The organism is [Bacillus] enclensis (genome assembly GCF_001456935.1).
GTDB lineage: Bacteria > Bacillota > Bacilli > Bacillales > Bacillaceae_B > Rossellomorea > Rossellomorea enclensis.
In genome coordinates this window covers 276977-294844 of sequence record NZ_KQ758484.1, presented here as the reverse complement: position 1 = coordinate 294844, position 17868 = coordinate 276977, and the positions used below count along the sequence as shown (strand labels likewise).

Sequence of the window (17868 nt, the reverse complement as noted above, 5' to 3'; positions counted from 1 at the left end):
AAACATGATTTTTGGGAGATTGGGTAAAATCTCCAAACCACATTGAAAGCAGCGAAAATGATAAACTGGAAAAATAAGAAAAGGGGGAGAAGACATTGAAAATTACACAACAATGGAATCAGGAAGACAGCGACTACATAAGAAAAAAGTTGATTGAGTACAATATGAAATCAATCAATGACGAAGTGAAAACCCCGTTGGAGAAGGTGAGTTTCGTTGTAAGGAACGAAAAGGATGAAATAGTGGGCGGGGTGACGGGTGAGACATTCTGGCACCATCTCCACATCGATTTCCTTTGGGTGGCCGAGGAACACCGAAAGGAAGGACTGGGTGTACAGCTCATTGAAAGAATAGAGGAATACGCAAGGGGACTTGGATGCTACTTGTCGGTGCTTGATACATTCAGTTTTCAGGCACCCGGTTTTTATAAAAAACTCGGTTACAGAGAATTCGGTGTGCTGGAGGACTTTCCAAAGGGAGGGCGCCAGCATTTCATGGAGAAGCGATTATAATCAAAAAACAACCAGCTCTAGATGAAGCTGGTTGTTTTTAAAGAGATCACCCTTCTTCCGGTTTGGCGTGGGTCACATAGGTCCCGGCGATAAAATCATGAATCGCCCGTTTGTCTTCACGGATGCCGACCATAAAGGCACTGACGATGATCCCGATCCCCAATGTAAGACCGTAAACAATCCCGGAAACGATTGTCCGCATCAGCATGTTTCCGATGTGGACATTGCTTCCATCCTTTTTAACGATGCGGATACCCGCGATCCGCTTTCCGACTACATACCCTTTCCAAAGAACAGGAGTGATCAGGACATATACAAAGATGACCGTGGAAACAAAGGTGTTATCTTGTGAAAAATCCCCTGTAACGAGTCCTGCAATAATAATCAGTGGAAGATTGATGATCAACCAATCCACAATATTGGCTACGAATCTGACCCCGAACCCCGCTGGCTGCGTCATGAACTTTCCCCCTTACCTCTCTAATTTGTAAAAAGTGTAACATAATGACTACTACTATATGAAAAAGTTTCCTTAAATAAGACGAACTCCCTAAAAAAATGTGCTTAAAGACTGAGATTTTATAGAAAAATAGATTAAAAATGTTTTACAAATATCTCATCGGGTATATATTTACTAAATCAAACTTGACGGGAGAGAGTATAAAGTGAGCTACATTAATCGCGGAAGAGAACGTATTCAATTTGATCGAAAAGGCAGCGAACAAGATCTACATATCGTGGAATGCAGTCACTGTGAAAATGAATTCAGGACCCCGATGAATGTCCAGAAAATAGAATGTTCCCACTGCTCGGCATCAGCTAAATTCGATCATTCAGACTTCAGGGTCATCGGATTTATCGAAAATCATCAAGGGAGTGAAATGGCATGCTGAATAAAGATAAAATAGCAGATATGAAAATGGATTTCAGTGATATTCTCTGGATGAGTTCCGGTATCGTCATCATCCTTCTTCTGATCGCTATGGCAAATTTCTTCATCGTATCTTAAAAATAATCTTATGAACGGCTTAAAAAGTCCCGTCTGTGATGGGGCTTTTATTATTATCATTCGGCCATACGTATAAAGCCCGTCCCTCTCAAAAAAGGGACGGGCTTCTCGTTTGGTTATCCTTTATAGTTTTCATCATATTCAAGGTACACGACGTGAGTTTCCAAATACTCGTTCAGGCCGTGTTTGCCATCTGCCCCGCCGATTCCTGATTGGGCACGGCCGGCGTGAAAACCGTTGATGGCTTCGAAGTTTTCGCGGTTGACGAAGGTTTCCCCATAGCGAAGTTCATTTGCCGCCCTCATGATTTCATGCAGATTTTCACTGAAGATGGATGAAGAGAGACCATACTCCGTGTCGTTGGCAAGTTCAATCACTTCATCGAAGTCCTTATATGTCATGATCGGCAGCACGGGACCGAAGATTTCTTCTTGGATGATCTCCATGTCCTGCTTGACGTCTGTGAGGATGGTGGGTTCGTAGTAATATCCTTTAGCATCAAGCGGCTTTCCGCCTGTAAGGATTCTGGCTCCGTTCCCTACAGCGTTATTGACCATTTCGGTTACGGCATCCAATCGATCCTGGTTCACAAGCGGGCCGATTTCATTGTTTCTGTCAGTAGGATCTCCGACAGACGTCTGTTTGAATGCGTCCGTGATTTTTTCGATAAATTCATCGGCCACACTCTCATGGACATAGACCCTTTCAGCATTCGTACAGGCCTGTCCTGAGTTCGTGATCCTGGAGGTTTTGATTTTTTCAACAGCAAGGTCTATATCTGCATGCTTTGTCACGATGGCCGGGGCTTTGCCTCCAAGCTCCAGGTTCACCTTCGTGATGGATTTTGAAGCAGCCTCCATTACTTTTGAACCGGCAGGATAGCTTCCCGTCATGGAAACCATGCGCACCTTCGGATGACCTGACAAAGGATTACCGATGTCGGAACCTTTTCCTGTCACCAGGTTAAAGACCCCTTTCGGAAGCTCGACTTCATCAATGATTTTTGCGAACTCGCATGCTGTATTCGGCGTGTACTGACTCGGCTTCAGCACGATGGTGCACCCCGTTACGATTGCAGGGGCAACTTTTCTTGCCAAAATGAACATTGGGAAATTCCAGGGGACAATCCCTGCCACTACACCGATCGGCTTTTTGTAAACGAGGATATTTTCATTGGAACGTTCACTTTCAAGAATTTCCCCTTCATATCGGAGTGCCCAGCCAGCCATGTAGCGGAAATATTCGATGGACAGGTCGATTTCTCCCTCGGAGGCATCGATCGTCTTTCCATTTTCCATTGTCAGCAACTGAACAAATTCATCCCTTCGCTCCTCAAGCTTATCCGCGATCTTATGAAGGTACGAAGCCCTCTCTTTAGAAGTGACCTTCTCCCAAGTAAGAAAGGCGGAGTGGGCAGCTTCGATTGCCCGGTTTACATCTTCCTCCGAACCATTCTGGATTTTCGAAATGACTTCTTCTGTTGCGGGGTTGAGCACATCGAGGGTTTCACCTTTCGAGCCGTCTGTGAATTCCCCGTTTATATATAATTGATAGGATTTCATGAATCTTTCCTCCTTGGTGTACTTTCTTTCTTATTTATTTCTTTCCCTTTGTGAATAAGGAAGAAACATGGGGATGGGCTCGTAAAAAAAGACAGCCCTGTATGGACTGTCTTTTGTGAATATTATTTTTCAGGCTCTGCCACTTTCACAAGTTGCTTGCCTAGGTTTTTCCCTTGGAACAAGCCGAGAAAAGCATCCGTTACATTGTCAAAGCCATCTGTGATTGTCTCTTCATACTGAAGTTTGCCTTCTGAGAGCCATTGGCCAAGCTCTGTCGCCCCTTCTTTGAATCGGTCGCTGTAGTCGTTGACGACAAATCCTTTCATGAGGGCGCTTGATTTAATCAGTTTCGATTGTACTCGCGGACCAAGGTCCCTTTCGGTTTTATTATAGGAAGATATAGCTCCGCAAACCGGCACTCGTCCGTGCTTATTCAGCAGGCTGATGGCTGCATCACCGATTTCGCCGCCGACGTTTTCAAAGTAGACGTCGACTCCATCCGGGCATGCTTCTTTCAATGTGCTGTAGATATCGTCTGTTTCTTTATAGTTGATGGCCTCGTCAAATCCGAGTGTTTCTTTCAAGTAATTCACTTTTTCCTCAGATCCTGCGATGCCTACCACGCGTGCACCTTTGATTTTCGCGATCTGGCCGACAACAGATCCAACCGCTCCGGCTGCACCTGAGACCACAACCGTTTCTCCTGCCTTAGGCTGGCCGATGTCGAGGAGACCGAAGTAGGCTGTCAGGCCTGTTAATCCGAGTACACTCAGGTGAGTGGATAGCGGGGCTGCATCCGGATCGATGGAGCGCACTTCTTTTTCGCCCGCCAGTGAATATTCCTGCCATGGAAGCATGCCTACGACGAAATCGCCTTGCTTGAATTGCTCCGATTTTGATTCCATGACTTCTCCTACGACACCGCCGGAGAGTGCTTCATTCAATGCGAAAGGCTCTACATAGGATTTAGCATCGGACATTCTGCCGCGCATGTAGGGGTCGACTGAAAGGTACAATGTTTTGATGAGAACCTCGCCCTGGGACGGATGAGGAACATCGACCTTTTTGTAAAGAAAATCACTTTCTTCGGGCATTCCCTCTGGACGGGATACGAGTTGGATCTGCTGCTGGGTTTCAGGGAGCATAAATTGGTTCCTCCTTTGAAAAGGTTGTATTTATTGAAACTTATCACAAACAGTACATGGGATACAAAGATTCGGCTTTTTCAATATGTAAAAAACCGCTTTGATTTTTAAGTCAAAGCGGTTTTCCCTTAAGATTATTTCACATTCTTTTTAATATATTTCACGGTTCTTAAAAGTTCATCGGGATGCGGCCGTCCGAATGGGCCGGTCTGCTGCTGCTGATACATCAATTCGCCTTTTTCATTTACAAGGAAATAAGCAGGCTCGCCGTGCTCACCGTGATCTTCATACGGGGCGTCCTCGCCATGGTAGTAAACGTCGTACGCTTTAATGGCTTCGAGTTCCTTGTCTGCCATGATCGGGAATGTGATGTTTTCTTTGTTTGCATATTCCTGCAGGTCTTCTAAATCATCGTTCGCAACCGCCAGAATATGGACACCCTGTTCCTCGAATTTCTCTTTATTCGCCTGGAACTCACGAAGCTCTTCTTGACAGACCGGGCACCATGCTCCCCTGAAGAAAACGATCAGATGCCAGCTGTCATGTTCCTTTTGATGCTCCTTGAACGAAAATTTCTCACCTGCGACTGATGGGAGTGTGAAATCAGGTACCGTATCTTTTAATTGAAAGTTTGCCATATTTCATTCCTCCTTATCTACTGGATAAACAATACTGTGTGGACATGCATACAATATAGTCTTAACTATTTTCTCTTACAAAAGGTGTTTTCCCTTTGTGTAAGAAATGAAACGTCAAAGGAGGTGCAGTATGGGCCGAAGGGGAGAAAGAGGCTATTGTGTTCCAGGTTATAAATGGTGCGGCCCTGGGTGCAGCGGGCCTGGACAGCCGGTCAATGAAATAGACAGCATCTGCATGGAACATGATTTATGCTATGAAAAATACGGACCAGCTTGTCACTGCGACAGGGAATTCCTTTCCAGGTTAAAGCCCCGTGTCAACATGGATTCTCGGGAAGGAAGGGATGCCTTCATCTTTTATCACTATATGAAATTCCAGAGCAGTGTAAAATGCGGACAAGAGCGCAGGGGCTGCAATCGCGGGATGCGTTGGATTTAATGCGGTTTATCTATTGAGGTCTATATCTAAAGCCGATTGATGCTGAAATTTATTTCCGAAGCGGTGACCCCACACTCTGTCTGTCAGAGATTACGGAAAGATGGACAGTCGAATTTATGAAATTGCTCTGGTAAAGCATATTGGGGTTATCGTTAATAAGTGAAACCCGAACTCATTTAAAAACTTGGTTTCTAATGAGTTCGGGTTTTTATTAGCATCGTTTAACTTAGATATTAGCGTTGTTTAAAGTCCACTCTAAAATGTTCGCCTTTAGATCCTTGCCTTAAAGATTTGTCTCACCCTCATTTCATCTTCCGAATAACGGAGATTCACTCATAAAGTCAACGTATAATAAAAAACCTCATTGTCCCTTACATAGCCATTTTTCTCATACAAATGCTGCGCGTGAAAATTATCATGATCGGTTTCGAGTATGACCGCTTTTGATCCGGTCAGTACGGCGTGTTCCCTTGCAGCAGCAAGAAGCTCTTGGCCGATGCCCCTGTTTCTCGCATGTTCTGCGATAAATAAATCATTCAGCTTCCAGATCGGTTTGAGATAAACGGAAGAAAAAGAAGGGTAGAGCTGTGTAAAACCAAGGCATGCATCGTCATCGACAGCAATGAATATGATTGATTCATCGTTTGCCAGACGTTGTTTAAGGTAATGACGTGCTCCTTCCAGGTCAGAAGGCTTTTTGTAAAACATGCGGTAATGGTTAAACAGCACAGCCACCCGGTCCAGGTCCTGAAGTCTCGCCCGAAGGATTTTCAAAGTTCTGAAGCCTCCTTTTAAAAAAGTATTTACGTTTCCTATGTTTATGGGGAAAACGAGCTGAACATTCCTTTGAAACGGGGACCGGAACCCTTGGCAGGCAAAATCCAATGCTTACCGATATATGTCTCACGCCAACAATGGTATAATAGGCGTGTCCAGACAGATTACCAGAAAGAGGTTTTCATAATGCTTAAATCAGCGATAGGGCGTTTCAGATTGAGTGCTTTCATCGAAGGCGCTTCATTATTGGTCTTATTATTCATTGCCATGCCTCTTAAATACATGGCTGGTGTACCGGAAGCTGTAACGGTAGTCGGCTCATTGCATGGGTTCTTTTTTGTGGTGTATGTCCTCGTCATCGGTTACACGACACTTAAAATCAGGTGGCACTTCAAATGGGCGGCAGGTGCTCTTGCAGCAGCGTTCATCCCTTTTGGCAACCTGGTTCTGGATCGTTATATCAAACGGTCATTTCCAGCTCAATAGAAACTTGAACTTTATATAAAGGATGACTTACCAGTGAAGTTTATCAATCAACTTTTTTCAAAACGAAAGAATGTCACAGTCGAATTTTGCGAGAAGAACCTGGATCGGTTTTTAACTGAAGAGACTATGCCTGAGTATAGTGAGTTCCTGAACAGAAAGAACGTCATATATAAAGAGTACGAATGCCAGAGCAGGTGCAAGGAATGCAAAAAGTCACCTTATGCCCTGGTGGATGGGGAATTCACTCCCGCTGATGATTCCCGTGCTCTGCTGGAAAAAATGAAAAAGTATATTGAAGAGAAGTAAACCGCGCAGATGTTGTGCGGTTTTGCTTTTCGTGTATTGATAGTAAGAGAAGAATGAAAGGTAAAGGAGGAATACCGGATGAGGACAAAAGAAGAAATCCGTCACCAAGTGTGGAACAGCCTGACCGAAAAAAAACTGGGACGTTTTCCGTTCCCGCTGGTCAATCGCATCCCTAACTTCAAAGGGGCGGAAGCGGCGGCGAAACATATGCAGGAAATGGATTTCTATAAAAACGCAAAAGTGGTTAAAGTGAATCCTGATGCACCACAGCTGCCACTAAGGACTTCTGTCTTGAAAGATGGTAAGACCCTACTCATTCCTACGCCGAGGCTGAAGGATGGGTTTGTTATGATCAAGCCTGAGTGGGTGCCGAGTGGGGAAGAGAGGAAAGCGGCGAGTATCAAACATATGAATTCATATGGGAAAGTAGTGCCCCTTACTGACATTCCTGAAATCGACTTGATTGTTGTGGGTTCTGTCGCAATTCACATGGACGGCAGAAGGCTTGGAAAAGGGGAAGGGTATGCCGACCGCGAATATGCGATCCTCCGTGAAATCGGCAACAAACCCGTCCCGGTCATCACCACCATAAACAGTGAACAGCTGGTGGATGATGATATCCCGAGGGACTCATATGATTTGGCGGTCGATTGGATCTTTACAGAGAAGGGCGGAGTGGAGACACATACGCCGTACGAAAAGCCTGAAGGGATCGAGTGGGACCACGTCAGCGAAGACGATATGGAGAAGATGCCGATACTGAAAGAATTGAAGGATTTCTCGAATAAATAGAATGAATCAGGAGATTTTTTTTGAGAAAGAGTCTTATTTCAGTTAAAACATATGCATGCAGCCGGCAATCATGTGATTTTTTCTTCAATCCTCAGGATTTATCCCGGGACTCTGATGCCGAACGAAACAGCTCATAAATTTATTATCGAAAATGAAGAATTTATTATCGATAATCAAAGATTTAATAGCGGAAATCGGCATTTTATTATCGAATTCAAAAATTGTATTTTTAAAAATTGACCAGTAATAGTGGAAAAATGGATTTATAATCAAAACGGCATTTCTATTATTAAAAAGGCCGGCATGAAATCAAAAAAAGGACAGCCCCCCAATGTGGAGGGGGCTGTCCTTCTTTCATAAACTTAATATCCTTCCACAACCAAATCAAGCTTCCCGGTTTCGGGAGAGATGACAAGTCCGTGGACGGGGATGTTTTTATCCATCAGCGGGTGGTTTTTGATCATGTCGACGCTGTGGGAAACACTTTCTTCAACGGAATTGAAGCCTTTCAGCCAGTCGTGCAGGTCGATCCCTGAGTAACTCAGAGTGTTAAACGTGTCTTCGTCGATGCCGCGCTCTTTCATCTTACCGATGATGTGTTCACTGTTGAGGGCGCTCATTCCGCATTCATGATGGCCGATGACGAGGACTTCGTCCGCCTGAAGCTCATACACTGCAACCAACAGGCTTCGCATGATACTTCCGTATGGATGGGCAACAACCGCTCCGGCATTCTTGACGATTTTCACATCGCCGTTTTTCATATTCATTGATTTAGGAAGAAGCTCGACAAGGCGCGTATCCATACACGTCAAAATAACAAGCCGTTTGTCTGGAAACTTAGTCGTCCTATACTCTTCATATGATTTTTCTTCTACAAATTTCTGATTGTACTCAAGCAGATTTCCAAGTAAAGTCATATTCGATTCTCCCAACTTTGAAATGATGTACATCTTTATTGTACATTTTTCATAAGGAGGATTTCAATTTCTTTCACCCGATCCATGACTTCTTCCCTATTCCAATCACTCGTATTGGTCAATTTTAAGTAGAGTGATGAAACGCTTGCCAATACTTCTCTATGATTTGTATCTTTCCTGACGATATTCGATTCCCCAAGTCGGTCGAATAAGCCGTTCATCTGCTGCGAGACTTTCTCATATTCGTTGTCTTTTGTGATGACCGCCATATGAAACCGCTGCTGTACATCTGAAAACCTGTAGAATAGATCGACAAGTTCAAAGGAAGAATTCTTTTTCAGATTCACTTCCATTTTTCCGGATAGATCTTTATGGATGATCCGGGCAAATTTAGGGGAGCTTTCTTCTTCAAGAATCGAGAGGAAACTTTCTCCCCGCTTTAAAAGGTCATACCCTGAGTCAGAGGCATCAAGGACGTTTAATCCCCTATCCAATATCAGATAGGGGATCGGACAGAAATCAAGATTTTCCACAGTATCCCTCCCTGTGAAAGGTTACGGACACCATTGTTCCGGCATCTCCGAGATGAAGTGCCGGTTAATTGTGAGAGGAACCTTCAGTTTGATATTTTTTCTTCTATCAGTGCAAGGAACTGATCGGCATGCTCCTCTAAGTACTCGTTCAATTCCCTTAAATCATAAAAGGTTTTGATTGAATCCTTTTTCAAGAATTCAAGTTTGTAGTGGGAGATAAGCCTTCCGCCAACCAGGATCTTTATATCCGGCTGCACTTTCTCTATCTCCTCAAGGCACTCTTTCAGCTGCTGTATTGTCGTTGTCATCCCGATGGATATTGCAACTGCCTGAGGTTTCCAGGCTTTGACGAATGTGACTGCATCCCGGATCGGCACATTTGCTCCCAGATAGCGTGTATTCCAATGCTGCTCTTTGAATACCTCGTTTGCAAGTTCAAGTCCCAGGCTGTGCTGCTCGCCTTCTATGCAGAATAAGAGGCCTTTTGGGCGGCGTTCGGACACTTCGTATGGAGTATAGACGCTTGCAAGCAAATATTTTAAGGTGGCCGTAGCTAAATGTTCTTCAGCCACAGTGATTTGATTTTTCTCCCAAAGATCACCAATGCGATACATGGAAGGTCTTACAACAGATTCATAGAAAGTAAGGGAATCTGTACGGCCCTGTATCGAAGAAGTATAAAGTTCAGACAATGCCTGAACATCACCCTTCAGTATTAATTTGGTAAAGGTGGGGACAAGCTGTTTCATGCATTATTACCCCCTTCTAAAGGTGAGGAAAGACAACTACGTAATTATATTCCACATATATTGTGAAATTCCTCTAAGAAAACGACTTAGAAAAACCATCCATATAATGAATATAAAAGTGTGGACCAGCCTTGCTTTATTCAAGGGATACGGGTCCAGGAATCACCGGCATCAGCATGTTGACTTTCTTAGCAATCTTATTTATGATAACCTCTGTACAACTATATGACGCTCACATAACTTGAGAGAGGTTCATAGCATTAACCCTCTATAAAAAACTATGTTTCTATGAAACGAATGGTTTTTCTAAAATCTAGAAAATCATTATCTACTAAGCGTAACAGTCAGCAGAGGGAATTGCAAAAATGCGGATTGCTGCTGTTTTTAAACAGGCTAATGCTATGTCCTCCTTTATTTCTGTGTACAATGAATGGGAGGATTTTAATATGTCAGGCAGAAAAGATGAAGAATTAACAGATATTACCTTGCTGGGAAATCAAGGAACAAACTATTTGTTCGAATATTCCCCGGAGATTCTTGAATCATTTGATAATAAGCACCCGAACCGTGATTATTTCGTGAAGTTCAACTGTCCGGAGTTTACAAGTCTCTGTCCTAAGACCGGCCAGCCTGATTTCGCAACCATTTATATCAGCTACATCCCCGATCAAAAAATGGTAGAGAGCAAGTCATTGAAGCTTTATCTGTTCAGCTTCAGGAATCACGGTGATTTCCATGAAGACTGCATGAACATCATCATGAACGATCTCATCGAACTGATGGACCCGCGCTACATCGAAGTATGGGGCAAATTCACGCCGCGCGGAGGAATCTCCATCGACCCGTACTGCAACTACGGAAAACCCGGTACAAAATATGAAACAATGGCGGACCACCGCTTGATGAACCATGATCTGTATCCGGAGAAAATCGATAACCGGTAAAGGCTTGAAGGCCCGTCCCGCACTGCGTTAAAGCAGTACGGGACGGGCTTTTATCTTTATGGGCCCATATTTCTATTGCCGAAATAATCTCCGCGGGATTATACTTGCTTGAGACGTAATTGAAGAGGAGGGGGCAGGATGAAACCAATCAACGCATCACTATGTGTCCTTGCAGGTGCAAGCAGCTACGGCATCCATGCTTCTGTGGTGAAGCTCGGGTTTGCGGAGGGTTACACCGTAACGGAGATAACGGGGGTTCAATATCTATTCGGTCTGATGATGCTGCTGGCGGCTTTTCTTTTTACCAAAAAAGTGAAGGTTTCTCTGAAGCAGGTGCTCTCTTTGTTTGGAATCGGAGCGCTGCTATCCATGACCGGCGTTTTTTACGGCCTCAGCTTAAGCAAGGTGCCGGCGACGATTGCCGTTGTCATGTTATTTCAATTTACCTGGATCGGACTTCTGATCGAAGCGCTATATATGAAAAAATGGCCAGCGAATAAAAAGCTCGTATCGTCTGCTTTCCTGTGGATGGGGACGGTACTTGCAGGAGGCATTGCTTCTTCGGGAGGCTTTAACTGGACTGAGAATATCCCTGGAATCCTTTATGGAGTCGCTGCGGCTTTCACGTTTGCGCTATTCCTTTTCCTGAGCGGAAAGGTGGCGAGAGGGGTGCCTACCATTCAAAAAAGTCTGTTGATCACATTTGGAGGCATGTTGGTTGTGATTTTGGCGCTTCAGCCTTCTTTTATAAGGGAGCCGGCGCGGTTGATAGACATGGGTGAGTTCGGGTTGGCGGTGGCGGTCGTTGGAACGATCTTTCCGGTCGTTTTTCTGGCGATTGGTTCACCGCATCTCGATTCCAGCATCACGACAATTCTCGGTGCAGCGGAATTGCCCGCAGCGATTTTGTCGGCAATGTTGATCCTTCATGAGCAGGTCACAGCGCTGCAGATGATGGGGATCATCCTCATCTTGATCGGAATTGCGATTCCGCAGCTTCATTTCAAGACGATGCATTCGGGAAAACAATATAGCTAGATAGTGGCTCTCTTCTTTGGAGGAGGGTCTTTTTTGTAAATATCAGTATAACGTTCCTCATAAAAAATAACCCCTCCACCCTGGCAGAGAGGCATTTGCAAACCCTTGCAATTGTCACAATTATTAAACCTTATTTTTTTGGCCGCATTCCCTTTACAAAGGGTGTTTGCGGGCTTTATAATCCCGTTGTTCAATCATTTACGGAAAAACCTAAAATACTAAACAATAAAGGAGGTTGCGGTGATGCGACAAAGATTATTTTCCTTCATCATGATGAACCTTGGTGCGTTCCTTGTATCCATCAATGTTCACTTTTTCTTATCGCCAAATAATTTAGCGACAGGGGGAGTCAGCGGATTGTCGATCATCATGAACGACTTGTTCCCGGGGCTGTCACTCGGGCTGTTCATGATTATCATTAATATTCTGCTGTTCATTGTCGGAGTCATTTTTCTTGGGTTCAGCTTTGGTGCAAAAACAATTTATGCAAGCTTTGCGCTGTCGTTCTATGTATGGCTCTTGGAAATCGTTGCACCGATGAGTCAGCCGTTAAGCGATGATATCCTGATTCAATTGATCATCGGTCAATGCATCGCCGCAACCGGCATGGCGATCGTGTTCCACCAGCAGGCATCAACAGGCGGGACCGATATCCTGGCATTGATCTTTAATAAATTTTTCAATATAGAAGTAGGCAGGGGAGTCCTGCTGGCTGACTTATTTATCGCACTTTCCTCTGCCGTACTGTTTGGGCCGCAGGTTGGTATGTATGCGTTCTTTGGTGTCATCCTGAACGGACTCGTTATCGACTATACCCTGCAGCAGTTCAATTCAAACAAAGAAATTGTGATTATCAGCAAATACAGTGATGAAATCAAATCATTCATCGTGCACGAACTTGGAAAAGGCGCGACGATCCACACGGCAAAAGGAGCCTTCACTTCTGATGAAAAAGAAGTGATCACGACGATCCTGGGCCGCAAAGATTTCTCTAAGCTGAGAGGCTTCATCACCCAGATCGACAACCGTGCCTTCATCACGGTGCACACGATGAACGAAATATTGGGACAGAATTTTAAGCGGTTGGCTTAGGGTTTTGTGTGGAACTCCGTCCCGGGTTTTGGGGCGGGGTTTTTTGTGTGTAAGGATTAGTGGTTACGGGATATCATGAGTGATTGCAGTTGTAACAGTATGAGTTTGGTGTCTGCTGTGCGGGTATTCGAGAGGTTGGCGGTGTCGGAATTTGTCGGATAATCGACAGTTCGCGCATATATTTCATATTTCGCGCATATACCGGGGATTTCGCGCATAAATACAGAGATATCGCTCATAAAACAAATTGAACACCTGTTGGGGTATATCCCGACTTACCCCACCCGGACCCTGTCGAAAAATCTCCAGTTCGCCCTTAAATCCCGGATTCCGCCCATAAAACAAAAATCCCGCCCTTATCTCACTGATATCGCCCTTAACCTCAAAAGTATCGCCCATAAACCTGCTCGCCGGCCCATCGGGGTATATCCCCCTGCCTTGCATATCGCCATATCCAATACTACAAACCCAATCGGCACAACCCGACACCTCTTTCCATTCAATGCCCCACCCCCTTGGCGCATCTCCAGCCCCATCCCCATTCCATCCAAACCCGACACCCCATTGACACCCCACACCAAAAACAAACGCGAAAAATATCTTAAAAAGAAAGGAAATATCTCAGCCGGTACTGTATAAATAACAGTAAGGAGGTGGGAATATGGAAAGGGAAGAGTTAGAACGTCTGGAAATGCGGGTCGATTCGCTTGAGAAGGAGTTGAATCTCGTCAAGATTCAGCTCATGAAGGCGAAGCACGCAGCATCGACTGATGCACCCGAATCGCCGCAAGCCTCAGATGCAGCGGATACACAGCAAGCGCCGCTAACGCCCCAAACCAGTCAACAGCCGCAGCCGGCCACTCAACAACCGCCGCACAACAATCAACAAAATGAAAATCCGCAGATTCATCAAGCGCCTGCAGCCAAAAAAGGCGCCGCAGATACACCATCACAACCGGAAAAACCATCAAAACCAGCCTTCGATTTCTCAGTTGAGCGCTGGCTCCCGAAAGTGTTTTTATTTGTACTTTTAATCGGAAGCGTGTGGGGGTTCATGGCGGCATCCCAAAACGGATGGCTATCTCCCGGATTCAGGGTCCTGACCGGCGCTGTCTTCAGTATCGCGATGTTCGTTCTTGGCGAGCGTTATATCAAAGACCAGCGCAGACTGGGCATCACCCTGTTATCGGGAAGCATTGTCCTTGCCATCATTACGTTATTCTCTGCAAACATTTTATACGGGTTCATCCCGGGAATCGTGACGAACCTTTTGCTGCTGCTGCTCATTTTGACGGGTCTTTGGGTATCGCATAAGCATTCTTCACAGCTAGTGCTGTGTCTGATCGGGTTCGGGGCATATTTATTCCCGTTCATCTTCGCGGGTGATGCGAGGAATGAGTGGCTGTTTTACGGATATCAGCTTTTGATGTTCTTTGTACTGGTCACATTCAGTACGTGGAAGCGATACCGGATTGCCTGGAATATCCATTATTATCTGCTGTATTTCACCCTGGTTTTCTTCGCTGCCTTCGGAGTGGGGGAAATCACCCTTACGATCCTGATCCCGTTTGCGATCCAGCATGCGTATATCCTGCTGCTCATCGTTCTGAACCGGGATGAGCGGGTCAGTGCCGAGATGATCCCGGCGGTCGTTTCAGGGACCTTCATCCTGCTGGCGCTGCTGAACAGTATTTATGCATATACCGGGGTCCCGCTGCACTATTACGCGATCTTCACAGTCGTGTATATCGGAATTTCATTCATGGAGCCTGAAGAGAAGAAGCAGACGAAGGATGTCCTGCTGGTTCTGGGGTTCCTTCATCTCATGCTATTCATTTTCGGGTGGATCGATTATGATTGGACGTTTATCCTTGTCGCACTCGAGGCTGCTGCACTGCTGTGGCTCGCCGGGAAAAGGAAGAGCTATGTCGGCCTTGCCGGGTCTGTCATTCTTATTCTCTATTCTTTACTCGGGGTCATGATCGGACCGGTGAATGATTTCATCAGGGTGGAACTTCCGATCTTCCTCATAGTGTTCGGGTACCTGTTTCTGCTGGATCATTTCCGGAAGTCGGGTACAGCTTTTACGAGTATTCCGCTCATTCTGTTGAAATCGGTGCTCACGCTCATCGCCTTCTTCTTTGTGATGAGAGCGACGGACTTTGTCGTGATCGGCTGGGATTACACGCCGAGGACGACTGCGTTTACGGTGGCGATTGCCGTACTGTCGATATTGTATCTGGTTGTGGGGGAAAGCAGGAAGGATGCTTTTTATCGATGGTGCGGGATCGGATTCCTCGCGATTGCGCTTGTAAAGTTCTTTTTTGCAGACCTTGTGTTCCTTGATTTCACGATCCGTGCGATGATCCTCATTCCGATCGGCGTCATCGGGCTTGTGCTGTCGCGGATTTTGTACAAAAAACGGTAAAACAAGTTGCAAAAGCTTTCTGAATAATTATATAATGACTGTATAAACTATCGTCATTGAAAAAGGAGGTGGAATCTGAGATGAATCGTTCTGTTGGATTGCGTGGCAAGTACCTGGATTTTATTTATATCTGCCGTGCAATTTTTCATGCATTTGCGTTCAAGGGGACACGTATGCCCTTTTTTAGCAAATGAATATGAAAACCACTGAACGGTAAGAGGTCTCAGATTCCAGCCACTTTTTATTAAGGATCGGAAACAGAGGGCGTCCAGCTCTCTTTTTTCATGCCTATTTTTAAAAAGCCGCGAGAGATTCTTAATCTTACTCGGGGCTTATTTTGTTTTATTGACGAATGGGGAGCGGTGCGTCCAGCTGATCACTCAGATGAAACTCTCCATAATAGAGTTATAAATGTAAGAGCCTCTTACCGATAACATAAAAGACTGAAAGGAAGAGGAAAAATGATTATTTGCAGTGCGCAGGAATTAAGTAAAATGTTTGGCGGAAACTTGATATTTGAAAATTTATCGTTTGAAATCCCAGAAGGTGCCCGAATCGGCCTGGTCGGCAGGAACGGAACAGGGAAGACGACGATCTTTAAATTGCTGTCCGGTGCTGAGACACCTGATACAGGAATGGTTCATTTGAAAAAAGGCGCGAAGGTCGGCTATCTTGCACAGATTCCCCAGTTTCCGGAAGGGACGAAGGGATTGGATGTATTAAAGTCGGCGTTCTCAAGCCTGCTTAGGACGGGTGAACGGTTGAAGGAGCTCGAGAGCAGGATGGGAAATGAAGGGGACCCGGATAAACTGAATCGTTTGTTGGAGGAGTACGGAAAGCTTCAGGACGAATTCACCCTGTCCGGCGGCTATGAGATCGATGCGAATATCGCGAAAATCTCGAATGGCCTGGAGATCAATGAGCTGCTGGAGAAAGATTTCAATCAATGCAGCGGAGGTGAGCAGACGAAATTGTGTCTGGGGCTGATCCTGCTTCAGAAACCGGATCTGCTGCTTCTTGATGAACCGACGAATCATCTCGATATCGGAGCGGTCGAATGGCTTGAAGACTTTTTGAAAGAGTATGAAGGAACCGTGCTGTGCATTTCGCATGACCGCTACTTCCTCGATCATGTCATCAACAAGGTTTTCGATCTCGAAGATGGCGAAGTGACGATTTATCACAGTAACTACTCAGGGTTTGTAAAGGAGAAGGAAGAAAGGCTGCTGCTTGAGTTCCAGGCGTATCAGGAGCAGCAAAAGAAGATTAAGAAGATGAAGGAAGCAATCAAAAGGCTGAAGGAATGGGCCAATCAGGCGAACCCCCCGAATGAGGCGCTTCATAAGAGGGCCAGGAACATGGAAAGGGCCCTCGAACGTATGGAGAAAATCAAGCGTCCGATCCTCGAGCGCAAGAAGATGGGGCTCGAGTTTGAAGAGACGGACAGAAGCGGCAAAGTGGTGTTTTCCATGAAGGATGTCACCAAGTCCTTTGACGATAGAGCATTGTTCACAGAAGCGGATCTGCTTGTCCATTTCAAGAACCGGACAGCAATCGTCGGTCAGAATGGAACGGGTAAGTCGACGATCATCAACATGCTCCTGGGTAATGAAACGTGTGATTCTGGCGAGGTAAAGCTCGGCAGCAACGTGAAGCTCGGTTACCTGTCCCAGCATTTTACAATCGCTGACCCCGATGCCCGCCTGATCGATGCATTCCGGGAAGAAGTGGCAGTGACCGAGGGGGATGCCCGCCATATCCTCGCAAAGTTCTTATTTTATGGACCGAATGTGTTCAGGAAGGTGGGCCAGCTTAGCGGAGGGGAAAAAATGCGGCTCCGGCTTGCACAGCTGATGCATCAGGATATCAACTTCCTTGTGCTCGATGAACCGACGAACCATCTGGATATCGACTCCAGGGAAGTTCTTGAAGAAGCACTGGAAGACTTCAAGGGCACCATCCTTGCTGTTTCGCATGACCGCTATTTTCTGAATAAGTTGTTCCACAAAACGTATTGGATCCATGACAGGAAACTCTACTCATTTGAAGGGCCGTACAGCTGGGCGAAGGAAAAGCTCGCGGAACTGGCACCTCATGTAAGTACAGAAGTGGAGGCGCCGAAAAAGAAGCCGGCGCCGATGCGCGAAAAGGAAGAGCGTCCAAAACCCTCAATCTCCATTGAAGAGGTAGAAAAGGACCTTGAAGAATTGGAAGGGAAAATCGGGGAGATCGAAGATAAGCTTCTGTCTTTGACGGAACTGGATGCCCTGCAGGAGCTGTACAGCGAGAAAGAGAGTCTGGAAAAACAGAGAGACGAAAAGTATGATCTTCTGGAAGGATGTTTGTAGTTTTATGACAGCTGCTCCCAAAGAGGGAGGCTGTCTTTTCTATGTAAAAGATTGTTTTCTAAAAGATTGTTGCTTTTCGGCTGGTAGCCTGAATGTTGATTGAGGACGTGCTCTTTTCGAATTCAAGTTTAAACCTCAGGTGAACGGACA

Annotated in this window: 21 protein-coding genes; 13 read left to right on the top strand and 8 right to left on the bottom strand. The window is 45.5% G+C overall.

The window, feature by feature from the left end; translation table 11 throughout:
• Positions 1 to 95: 95 nt before the first annotated feature.
• Positions 96 to 512, top strand: a complete 417-nt coding sequence (locus AS034_RS14260; protein ID WP_058299008.1) for a GNAT family N-acetyltransferase — start codon at positions 96 to 98, stop codon at positions 510 to 512.
• 46 nt (positions 513 to 558) lie between these two features.
• On the opposite strand, the gene AS034_RS14255 is transcribed toward AS034_RS14260, so the two are convergent.
• The gene (locus tag AS034_RS14255) at positions 559 to 972 is read right to left on the bottom strand and encodes an RDD family protein (RefSeq protein ID WP_058299007.1); all 414 of its coding nucleotides are present in this window, start codon (positions 970 to 972) and stop codon (positions 559 to 561) included.
• Between the two features lie 205 nt (positions 973 to 1177).
• Between AS034_RS14255 and AS034_RS14250 the strand changes: the two genes are divergently transcribed.
• Both AS034_RS14250 and AS034_RS23335 read left to right on the top strand, forming a co-directional pair.
• Positions 1178 to 1405 carry a hypothetical protein gene (locus AS034_RS14250; RefSeq protein ID WP_032085589.1) on the top strand — a complete coding sequence of 76 codons (228 nt, stop codon included), beginning with the start codon at positions 1178 to 1180 and terminating at the stop codon, positions 1403 to 1405.
• Positions 1399 to 1521 (top strand): hypothetical protein, encoded by a 123-nt coding sequence (locus tag AS034_RS23335; RefSeq protein WP_269751547.1) that lies wholly within the window; start codon positions 1399 to 1401, stop codon positions 1519 to 1521. Before AS034_RS14250 ends, AS034_RS23335 begins: the two co-directional genes overlap by 7 nt.
• A 116-nt stretch (positions 1522 to 1637) precedes the next feature.
• Here the strand turns inward: AS034_RS23335 and aldA are convergent, their stop codons facing one another.
• From aldA to AS034_RS14235, 3 genes are all read right to left on the bottom strand, one after another.
• A complete protein-coding gene (aldA, locus tag AS034_RS14245) occupies positions 1638 to 3083 on the bottom strand; it encodes an aldehyde dehydrogenase (protein ID WP_058299006.1) in 1446 nt (481 codons plus the stop codon).
• A gap of 122 nt (positions 3084 to 3205) precedes the next feature.
• Positions 3206 to 4228 (bottom strand): NADP-dependent oxidoreductase, encoded by a 1023-nt coding sequence (locus AS034_RS14240; RefSeq protein ID WP_058299005.1) that lies wholly within the window; start codon positions 4226 to 4228, stop codon positions 3206 to 3208.
• 134 nt (positions 4229 to 4362) lie between these two features.
• Positions 4363 to 4866, bottom strand: coding sequence for a peroxiredoxin family protein (locus AS034_RS14235; protein WP_032085592.1), 504 nt, complete (start codon positions 4864 to 4866; stop codon positions 4363 to 4365).
• Between the two features lie 106 nt (positions 4867 to 4972).
• Here AS034_RS14235 and AS034_RS23180 point away from each other — a divergent pair, with 106 nt between their 5' ends.
• Positions 4973 to 5305, top strand: a complete 333-nt coding sequence (locus tag AS034_RS23180) for a hypothetical protein (RefSeq protein ID WP_336433372.1) — start codon at positions 4973 to 4975, stop codon at positions 5303 to 5305.
• Between the two features lie 333 nt (positions 5306 to 5638).
• Here AS034_RS23180 and AS034_RS14225 read toward each other — a convergent pair whose 3' ends face one another.
• A complete protein-coding gene (locus AS034_RS14225; protein WP_058299003.1) occupies positions 5639 to 6079 on the bottom strand; it encodes a GNAT family N-acetyltransferase in 441 nt (146 codons plus the stop codon).
• A 189-nt stretch (positions 6080 to 6268) separates the two neighbouring features.
• Here AS034_RS14225 and AS034_RS14220 point away from each other — a divergent pair, with 189 nt between their 5' ends.
• From AS034_RS14220 to AS034_RS14210, 3 genes are all read left to right on the top strand, one after another.
• Positions 6269 to 6568, top strand: a complete 300-nt coding sequence (locus AS034_RS14220; RefSeq protein ID WP_058299002.1) for a DUF3817 domain-containing protein — start codon at positions 6269 to 6271, stop codon at positions 6566 to 6568.
• 33 nt (positions 6569 to 6601) lie between these two features.
• Complete coding sequence (locus AS034_RS14215) at positions 6602 to 6874, top strand: DUF1450 domain-containing protein (protein ID WP_058299001.1); 273 nt, start codon at positions 6602 to 6604, stop codon at positions 6872 to 6874.
• 78 nt (positions 6875 to 6952) lie between these two features.
• On the top strand, positions 6953 to 7666 hold the full coding sequence (locus AS034_RS14210) for a 5-formyltetrahydrofolate cyclo-ligase (RefSeq protein WP_058299000.1): 714 nt from the start codon (positions 6953 to 6955) through the stop codon (positions 7664 to 7666).
• Between the two features lie 362 nt (positions 7667 to 8028).
• Here the strand turns inward: AS034_RS14210 and AS034_RS14200 are convergent, their stop codons facing one another.
• The 3 genes from AS034_RS14200 to AS034_RS14190 form a co-directional block, all read right to left on the bottom strand.
• Positions 8029 to 8586 (bottom strand): beta-class carbonic anhydrase, encoded by a 558-nt coding sequence (locus tag AS034_RS14200; RefSeq protein WP_032085599.1) that lies wholly within the window; start codon positions 8584 to 8586, stop codon positions 8029 to 8031.
• Positions 8587 to 8621: 35 nt separating this feature from the next.
• A complete protein-coding gene (locus tag AS034_RS14195; RefSeq protein WP_058298998.1) occupies positions 8622 to 9119 on the bottom strand; it encodes a hypothetical protein in 498 nt (165 codons plus the stop codon).
• A gap of 83 nt (positions 9120 to 9202) precedes the next feature.
• On the bottom strand, positions 9203 to 9868 hold the full coding sequence (locus tag AS034_RS14190; protein WP_058298997.1) for a cobalamin B12-binding domain-containing protein: 666 nt from the start codon (positions 9866 to 9868) through the stop codon (positions 9203 to 9205).
• A 446-nt stretch (positions 9869 to 10314) separates the two neighbouring features.
• Here AS034_RS14190 and queF point away from each other — a divergent pair, with 446 nt between their 5' ends.
• From queF to abc-f, 6 genes are all read left to right on the top strand, one after another.
• Positions 10315 to 10812, top strand: a complete 498-nt coding sequence (queF, locus tag AS034_RS14185) for a preQ(1) synthase (RefSeq protein ID WP_032085601.1) — start codon at positions 10315 to 10317, stop codon at positions 10810 to 10812.
• 138 nt (positions 10813 to 10950) lie between these two features.
• Positions 10951 to 11850 (top strand): EamA family transporter, encoded by a 900-nt coding sequence (locus tag AS034_RS14180; RefSeq protein WP_058298996.1) that lies wholly within the window; start codon positions 10951 to 10953, stop codon positions 11848 to 11850.
• A 243-nt stretch (positions 11851 to 12093) separates the two neighbouring features.
• Positions 12094 to 12942 carry a YitT family protein gene (locus AS034_RS14175; protein WP_032085603.1) on the top strand — a complete coding sequence of 283 codons (849 nt, stop codon included), beginning with the start codon at positions 12094 to 12096 and terminating at the stop codon, positions 12940 to 12942.
• 661 nt (positions 12943 to 13603) lie between these two features.
• Complete coding sequence (locus AS034_RS14165) at positions 13604 to 15370, top strand: DUF2339 domain-containing protein (RefSeq protein ID WP_058298994.1); 1767 nt, start codon at positions 13604 to 13606, stop codon at positions 15368 to 15370.
• Positions 15371 to 15450: 80 nt separating this feature from the next.
• Positions 15451 to 15564, top strand: coding sequence for an RAxF-45 family protein (locus tag AS034_RS23420; protein WP_098151160.1), 114 nt, complete (start codon positions 15451 to 15453; stop codon positions 15562 to 15564).
• A gap of 267 nt (positions 15565 to 15831) precedes the next feature.
• Positions 15832 to 17718: a ribosomal protection-like ABC-F family protein gene (gene abc-f / locus AS034_RS14160; RefSeq protein WP_058298993.1), complete on the top strand. Its 1887-nt coding sequence runs from the start codon at positions 15832 to 15834 to the stop codon at positions 17716 to 17718.
• Positions 17719 to 17868 lie beyond the last annotated feature (150 nt).

Coding starts and splice junctions, on each gene's coding strand:
- queF (WP_032085601.1), top strand. CDS start 10,315: ATGTCAGGCAGAAAAGATGAAGAATTAACAGATATTACCTTGCTGGGA.
- AS034_RS14165 (WP_058298994.1), top strand. CDS start 13,604: ATGGAAAGGGAAGAGTTAGAACGTCTGGAAATGCGGGTCGATTCGCTT.
- AS034_RS14190 (WP_058298997.1), bottom strand. CDS start 9,868: ATGAAACAGCTTGTCCCCACCTTTACCAAATTAATACTGAAGGGTGAT.
- AS034_RS14240 (WP_058299005.1), bottom strand. CDS start 4,228: ATGCTCCCTGAAACCCAGCAGCAGATCCAACTCGTATCCCGTCCAGAG.
- AS034_RS23180 (WP_336433372.1), top strand. CDS start 4,973: ATGAAACGTCAAAGGAGGTGCAGTATGGGCCGAAGGGGAGAAAGAGGC.
- abc-f (WP_058298993.1), top strand. CDS start 15,832: ATGATTATTTGCAGTGCGCAGGAATTAAGTAAAATGTTTGGCGGAAAC.
- AS034_RS14255 (WP_058299007.1), bottom strand. CDS start 972: ATGACGCAGCCAGCGGGGTTCGGGGTCAGATTCGTAGCCAATATTGTG.
- AS034_RS14180 (WP_058298996.1), top strand. CDS start 10,951: ATGAAACCAATCAACGCATCACTATGTGTCCTTGCAGGTGCAAGCAGC.
- AS034_RS23420 (WP_098151160.1), top strand. CDS start 15,451: ATGAATCGTTCTGTTGGATTGCGTGGCAAGTACCTGGATTTTATTTAT.
- AS034_RS14175 (WP_032085603.1), top strand. CDS start 12,094: ATGCGACAAAGATTATTTTCCTTCATCATGATGAACCTTGGTGCGTTC.
- aldA (WP_058299006.1), bottom strand. CDS start 3,083: ATGAAATCCTATCAATTATATATAAACGGGGAATTCACAGACGGCTCG.
- AS034_RS14210 (WP_058299000.1), top strand. CDS start 6,953: ATGAGGACAAAAGAAGAAATCCGTCACCAAGTGTGGAACAGCCTGACC.
- AS034_RS14235 (WP_032085592.1), bottom strand. CDS start 4,866: ATGGCAAACTTTCAATTAAAAGATACGGTACCTGATTTCACACTCCCA.
- AS034_RS23335 (WP_269751547.1), top strand. CDS start 1,399: ATGCTGAATAAAGATAAAATAGCAGATATGAAAATGGATTTCAGTGAT.
- AS034_RS14220 (WP_058299002.1), top strand. CDS start 6,269: ATGCTTAAATCAGCGATAGGGCGTTTCAGATTGAGTGCTTTCATCGAA.
- AS034_RS14200 (WP_032085599.1), bottom strand. CDS start 8,586: ATGACTTTACTTGGAAATCTGCTTGAGTACAATCAGAAATTTGTAGAA.